Annotated in this window: 6 protein-coding genes; all 6 read left to right on the forward strand. The window is 39.9% G+C overall.

The features are described 5' to 3' along the window. The first annotated feature begins 288 nt into the window (after positions 1–288). Positions 289–1,983, forward strand: coding sequence for a cytochrome c oxidase subunit I (ctaD, locus tag B4U84_RS11390; RefSeq protein WP_017313224.1), 1,695 nt, complete (start codon positions 289–291; stop codon positions 1,981–1,983). A 149-nt stretch (positions 1,984–2,132) separates the two neighbouring features. Beyond that, positions 2,133–2,723 (forward strand): cytochrome c oxidase subunit 3, encoded by a 591-nt coding sequence (locus B4U84_RS11395; RefSeq protein WP_017313223.1) that lies wholly within the window; start codon positions 2,133–2,135, stop codon positions 2,721–2,723. 97 nt (positions 2,724–2,820) lie between these two features. Next, complete coding sequence (locus B4U84_RS11400; protein ID WP_131117887.1) at positions 2,821–3,309, forward strand: hypothetical protein; 489 nt, start codon at positions 2,821–2,823, stop codon at positions 3,307–3,309. 86 nt (positions 3,310–3,395) lie between these two features. Beyond that, entirely contained in the window at positions 3,396–4,007 is a 612-nt protein-coding gene (locus B4U84_RS11405) for a cysteine dioxygenase family protein (RefSeq protein WP_017313221.1), read from the forward strand. Between the two features lie 429 nt (positions 4,008–4,436). Further along, a complete protein-coding gene (locus B4U84_RS11410) occupies positions 4,437–4,886 on the forward strand; it encodes an ArsC/Spx/MgsR family protein (RefSeq protein WP_131117890.1) in 450 nt (149 codons plus the stop codon). Positions 4,887–5,200: 314 nt separating this feature from the next. Continuing rightward, complete coding sequence (locus tag B4U84_RS11415) at positions 5,201–6,535, forward strand: tetratricopeptide repeat protein (protein ID WP_510650805.1); 1,335 nt, start codon at positions 5,201–5,203, stop codon at positions 6,533–6,535. Positions 6,536–6,652 lie beyond the last annotated feature (117 nt).

Raw genomic sequence — 6,652 nt, forward strand, 5'->3', positions numbered from 1 at the left:
TGGGGAGTGTGGGAAGTGTGGGAAGTGTGGGAAGTGTGGGAAGTGTGGGAGTAGGGAACAGAGAGCAGGGAGACAAAGGAGAATAACCAATGCCCAATGCCCAATGACGCCAGGTGCTACAACGGAGGAGCCACTGCGGTGGACGGGTTTCCCGGCATAAAGCACGTGGCGTGGAACCTCCAAGGGCGCACTGGCTCCCCAATGCCCAATGCCCCATGCCCAATGCCCAATGCCCAATGCCCAATGCCCAATGCCCAATGCCCTGACAAATGACAGAGGACTAAAAACATGACTCTTGATATACCACCGAATCATCCACCTGGAAAGGAAGCCACAATTGTGGTGACTGAAAGTACTCATCATCATCCGCAAGCGTGGAAATGGTATGACTATTTTACGTTTAATGTTGACCACAAGGTGATCGGTATTCAATATCTGGTGACGGCGTTTTTGTTTTATCTGATTGGTGGACTGATGGCGATCGCCATGCGTGCTGAGTTAGCAACACCAGATGCTGATTTAATCGATCCGAATCTGTATAACGCTTTCATGACCAATCACGGAACGATCATGATTTTTTTGTGGATCGTTCCCAGTGCAATTGGGGGATTTGGTAACTTCCTAGTACCGTTGATGGTGGGTGCTAGGGATATGGCTTTCCCAAAATTGAATGCGATCGCCTTTTGGTTGAATCCACCCGCAGGCTTACTAATTTTAGCTAGTTTCTTTTTCGGCGGTTCCCAATCTGGTTGGACAGCTTATCCCCCTTTAAGTTTGGTGACTGCGCCGATCGCCCAATCAATGTGGATACTTGCTATTGTTTTGGTGGGAACTTCCTCAATTTTGGGTTCGCTAAACTTTGTTGTCACCATGCTGTTTATGAAAGTTCCTAGCATGAAATGGGATCAACTTCCCCTATTTTGCTGGGCAATTATGGCAACTTCTGTTTTAGCATTGGTATCTACACCAGTGTTAGCAGCAGGTTTGGTACTGTTGTTGTTTGACCTCAATTTTGGGACTTCGTTCTTCAAACCAGATGCAGGTGGTAACGTTGTTATTTACCAACACTTGTTCTGGTTCTACTCACATCCGGCAGTTTATTTAATGATTCTGCCCATTTTCGGCATTATGTCGGAAGTGATTCCTGTCCATGCGCGTAAACCGATTTTTGGCTATAAAGCGATCGCCTATTCGAGTTTGGCGATTTGTGTTGTCGGTTTGTTCGTTTGGGTACACCACATGTTTACTAGTGGTACACCCGGTTGGATGCGGATGTTCTTTACCATCTCCACCTTGATTGTTGCTGTTCCCACTGGTGTGAAGATTTTTGGTTGGGTTGCAACCCTCTGGGGTGGTAAAATCCGTTTTACCAGCGCCATGCTGTTTGCGATCGGCTTATTAATGATGTTTGTTATGGGCGGTTTAAGTGGCGTGACGATGGGAACAGCGCCTTTTGACGTTCATGTCCACGACACATATTATGTAGTTGCCCACTTCCACTATGTTTTGTTTGGTGGTTCTGTGTTTGGTATCTACGCCGGGATTTATCACTGGTTTCCCAAAATCACTGGACGGATGGCGAATGAAACTTTGGGTCGAATTCACTTCATTTTGACCTTTATTGGTACGAACTTGACTTTTTTACCAATGCATGAATTGGGATTACAAGGAATGCCGCGGCGTGTGGCGATGTATGATCCACAATTTACCCACCTTAATGAGATTTGTACAATTGGTGCGTATATTTTGGGTCTATCAGTGGTTCCTTTTGCCATCAATATGATTTGGAGTTGGATGGCTGGGAAGCAAGCTGGTGATAATCCTTGGAATGGTTTGAGTTTGGAGTGGACTACTAGTTCTCCACCTGCTATTGAGAATTGGGAAGTTTTACCTGTGGTGACTCATGGCCCTTATGACTATGGGATGAATGGTCATGGTATAGCTTCGCAAACAGGTGATACTACTGTTGCAGCTAATGGTTAATAGTTAATTTTTAACTATTAAGTTACTAAGCGTTGCATAAATAAGGGATGAAGAATGAACCGCCAAGTAGCCAAGAACGCCAAGAATTCAATTTTAATTATCCCGAAAATATGCAACGTTAATTACCTAACAATCAACAATTACACAGTATGGCGATCGCAACAACGACGAGTCCAAGTCATCATGAGGAACATCAGGATTTACGAGTTTGGGGATTGTTGACGTTCCTCATTTCGGAGTCTTTAATGTTTGGTGGGTTTTTTGCTACTTATTTGTTTTTTCGCGGTAGTACAGAGGTATGGCCGCCGGAGGGAACGGAAGTAGAGTTATTGGTACCGACAATTAACACGATTATTCTGGTTTCGAGTAGTTTCGTTATTCACTTTGGTGATACGGCGATTAAGAAGAATGATGTCAAAGGGATGCGGTTTTGGTATACTATTACCGCAGTTATGGGGGCAATTTTCTTATTAGGTCAGGTTTATGAATACATGACCTTGGGATATGGTTTGACTACTAATGTCTTTGCTAATTGTTTTTATCTCATGACTGGGTTTCACGGTTTGCACGTGTTTGTGGGACTGTTATTAATATTAGGTGTATTGTGGCGATCGCGTCGTCCTGGTCACTATGGTGCTACTAAACATACTGGCATTGAGATGGCAGAGATTTACTGGCACTTTGTAGACATTATTTGGATTATTCTCTTCACGCTGTTGTACATTCTGACTTTGTTTTAGGAAATAGTTAGTGGTTAGTTTATGTAGAGACGCAAAATTTTGCGTCTCTAGACAGAACCGTATTGACTAATCACTAACTAATATCAAGGAGATTTTTATGCAAATTGATGCAGAAAGATTTTCCTGGTTTCAAGTACCAGAGGAAATCAAAGAATTATTAATTTTGGCGGCTGATCATTGGGAAAATACGTCAGAGTCGGAAAAGTATATGCATCAAGCTTTAGCCAAAACAGGCGATAATCTAGAAGTTTTGGTAGCGGCTTATAGATATTTTTATTACAAATATAATTACAAAATGGCACTGCAAACAGCAGTGAAAGTTATCGACAAAATTAAAGAATCTGAGAAATTACCTGATGATTGGCAAGAATTACAGCCAATCTTAATTAAGAGAAAAGAAGATGAACAAATTCGTTTGTATTTAAATGCTTATGCTGCTTCAGGATTAGTATTAGCCAAACTTGGAGAACTAGAAAAAGCCAAAGAAATTAGCTCTAAAGTTAAATCTATTGATGATAAAAATGACTTTGGTGCTGGAATATTACTTGATATTTTGACTCGACCCGCAGAAGAAGATGAAGAATGAGACACTACAAATCAATATGCTACCAGGGTATAAGGGTTTAAGCGTGTAAGAATAAACAAAAATTTTTCTGAAATTAAGCATAATTCATGAAACAAAGAGATTGGCATGTCAATGGAGATGGAGAGTATCAAGCTTGTAATTCAGCCAGAGCATGGGACTTACTTGAAGATAATTATCGCCTTTATCGATTCTTGACTGAACTCGAAGATATTCTTAATAATGTTGAAGATGAAACTAGTCGCCTACCAGAAATTCAAATGTTAGTTAGGCGCTTACTTGTAAACTCTTATTGGGTGCAAAGTCAATACCTAGAACCTCATCAAAAAACAGGAACATCAGTTTTAATTCTCTACGATGAATTAGGCTTTCCCCTGACAGTACAAACAGTAACATTTGCACCAGGCACAAAATCTAATATTCATAATCATGGCACTTGGGGAGTAGTAGCCTTATTAAAAGGCAAAGAAAAAAATACATTTTGGCGACGTAATCCTAACCAAGAATTCCCAGACAAAATTGAACAAACAGGTGAATTAATTTTATTACCTGGTGACATTATCAGTTTTACACCCGATGCAATTCATTGTGTAGAATCAGTGGGTGATGAACCAACAGTTACTTTTAATATTTATGGCGAAACTGACCCAAAACAAAGATTAGAATATAATGTACTTTCTCATACAGCAAAGAACTTTTGACGAATACATAGAACCCCGACTTTTTTTAATCAGTCGGGGTTCTTGCTTTTCATAATTTGTAATACCAAATAACTTGTATTTATCATTAAAATTTAATTATGATCTAAATCTGTAGTCAGTGCTAAGAGGTTATTTATAAAGTAAAAATTAAATTACTGTAGTGTGTGTTAGGCTGAAGCCATAACACAACGGCAATAAAGCGGGAGGAACATCCACGCCGCTTTTTGCCTCCCCTACTTAAGATTTACTTTATAAATAGTCTCTAAAGTACTAATTACGAACCTTTCATCATTTGCAGTAGAGGGGAAATATTTTGTTGCGTATAAAACTACGTTAAATCAGTGAACAGTCAACAGTGAACAGTGAACATAAATAAACACTGATAACTGGTAACTGATAACTGATAACTGTTAAATAGGAGATACTGCAATGGCAAGAGTAATTTTTTATGAAAAACCTGGCTGTAAGAATAATACAAAACAAAAAACTTTGCTGACAGCCGCAGGTCATGAAGTAATCGCGTATAACCTACTAACAGAATCTTGGACAGCTGAACGTCTACATTCATTTTTTGGCGATCGCCCCGTAGTCGAATGGTTTAACCGCGCTGCTCGCCGTGTACAATCAGGTGAGATTATTCCCGAAAAAGTAGACCCACAAACAGCTCTAGTGATGATGCTCAAAGATCCACTGTTGATTCGCCGTCCATTGATGGAAGTAGGCGATCGCCGGGAAGTGGGTTTTGATACAGAAAAAATAGATGCTTGGATTGGCTTAAAATCTAAAGATGAAACTCTTCAAGAAATCACCGACAAACTGAAGAATCAAGATTTACAAACTTGTTCTCACAAACACGGACATGGACATGGTCAGCATTAATCAACTAAGATTTAGCAGCTAGTAGTCCACCACATTGATTTTGATGGGCTGTCAGATCCCCGACTTTTTTCAAAAGTCGGGGATCTAGTTCCTCGCAACCCCTCATACCATTTGACGTTAATCGCAATACACATAAATTATGTAGAGACGCGATATATCGCATCTCTACTTTTAAAGGAAATTGGTATAAGACACCAAGAAAAATTTTATTTAAATAATTAAAGTTTTCGTTAAGACTACATAAGCATACTTGTATACTATTGAGTAAATTGGTTATTTTGTTTTAGCTTGAACAACAATAGTTATACAAAGAACTGGGTGGTGCGGTGTCCAGTCTTGTCCAAAAAGCTGACAGTGAATATACGACCTTAGTCAAACAGCATCAATCCTATGAGCAAATTGTCTGCAATGTCATGCTGCGAATGGTCGCAGTTGATGATGGAAAGTTAAGACGCAGACAAGTTCCTTTATCTGAATTGGATTACCCAGAACCAGCAAATATCCAAGTACAAGAAGTAATTCAACGTTTTTGTGCAGCAGGTTTGCTAGCAATTTCAAAAGATGGTGAGGGTAAACCCTATGTAGAAGCAACGGATGATGCTTTGATTAACAAATGGTGTCAATTAGTGGAGTGGAAGCAAAAATACGAGGAAAGTTTAATTTTACAAAGACGGTTGACACCTGCGGCAATGAAATGGAAAACAGAACAAAAAGCTAAATTACTTTGGAATGGCGATCGCAGTCTGAATTTGCTGAAACAGGTACTTCATTGTGATGACAATTGGTTAAACCAGGTGGAAACAGAGTTTGTCCACCAAAGTGTTGTGCAAAGACGCAAAAACTTGGCTGTACGTGGAAGTTTTGCTTTTGGTTTTGGTTTATTGGCTATTTTTGCTTTCGTTGTTTACAGACAATCTTTGATTAGTGGAAGTTGTAGTTCGGAAAAATCTGATAGTAGCGATCGCCAATCTTTATCTACACCCCTGCTCTCTTCAAATCCTTGTCCTCCGCTGTTTGTTTCCAAGACAACCACAGTTACCACCGCACAGAATCAACCAATTCAACCTCCTCTACCTCAAACGATCATCATTGAAGATTTCTACACCAGAGGAAACGAAAAAATCAACAAAAGCGAGCAACAAAAAGTTATTCAAACTTACAATCGAGTGATTAGTAAAAATCCTGGTGATATAAATGCTTATATAAATAGAGGAATTGCTTACTACAGACAAGACCAATACAACCAAGCTATTACTAATTATACCCAAGCTCTTAAGATTAATCAAAATATTCATGCTTATATAAATAGAGGCATAGCCTACCACAGAGTAGGTAAATATGAATTAGCGATCGCTGATTACAACAAAGCGCTCAGTATAAATAGTAATAGCGTGGATGCTTATATAAATAGAGGTATCACTTATCGGAGACAGGGTAAATATAAGCTGGCGATCGCTGATTTCAACAAGGCTATTAGTATAGATGCTAACAACGGCGATGCCTATTATGCCCTTGGTCTTACTTACACGCAATTAGGAAATCAACAAGCAGCGATCGCGAGTTATCGCCTTGCGGTACATCTTTACCAGCAAAAAGGAAAGACAAGTTATCAAAATAGCGCAGTAACAAGAATCAAGGGACTTCAGTAGGGGGAACGGGGGTGTGGGGAGTAATGTAGAGACGCGATTCATCGCGTCTGGTAGTGTGGGGAGTAATGTAGAGACGCGATTCATCGCGTCTGGTAGTGTGGGGTGTGTAGGGTGTGT

The sequence above is a fragment of the Westiellopsis prolifica IICB1 genome, assembly GCF_004323185.1.
GTDB classification, from domain to species: Bacteria; Cyanobacteriota; Cyanobacteriia; order Cyanobacteriales; family Nostocaceae; genus Pelatocladus; species Pelatocladus prolificus_A.

Bases quoted from the DNA above. Each gene is read 5' to 3' on its own strand.
- ctaD (WP_017313224.1), top strand. From the start codon at position 289: ATGACTCTTGATATACCACCGAATCATCCACCTGGAAAGGAAGCCACA.
- B4U84_RS11410 (WP_131117890.1), top strand. From the start codon at position 4,437: ATGGCAAGAGTAATTTTTTATGAAAAACCTGGCTGTAAGAATAATACA.
- B4U84_RS11400 (WP_131117887.1), top strand. From the start codon at position 2,821: ATGCAAATTGATGCAGAAAGATTTTCCTGGTTTCAAGTACCAGAGGAA.
- B4U84_RS11395 (WP_017313223.1), top strand. From the start codon at position 2,133: ATGGCGATCGCAACAACGACGAGTCCAAGTCATCATGAGGAACATCAG.
- B4U84_RS11405 (WP_017313221.1), top strand. From the start codon at position 3,396: ATGAAACAAAGAGATTGGCATGTCAATGGAGATGGAGAGTATCAAGCT.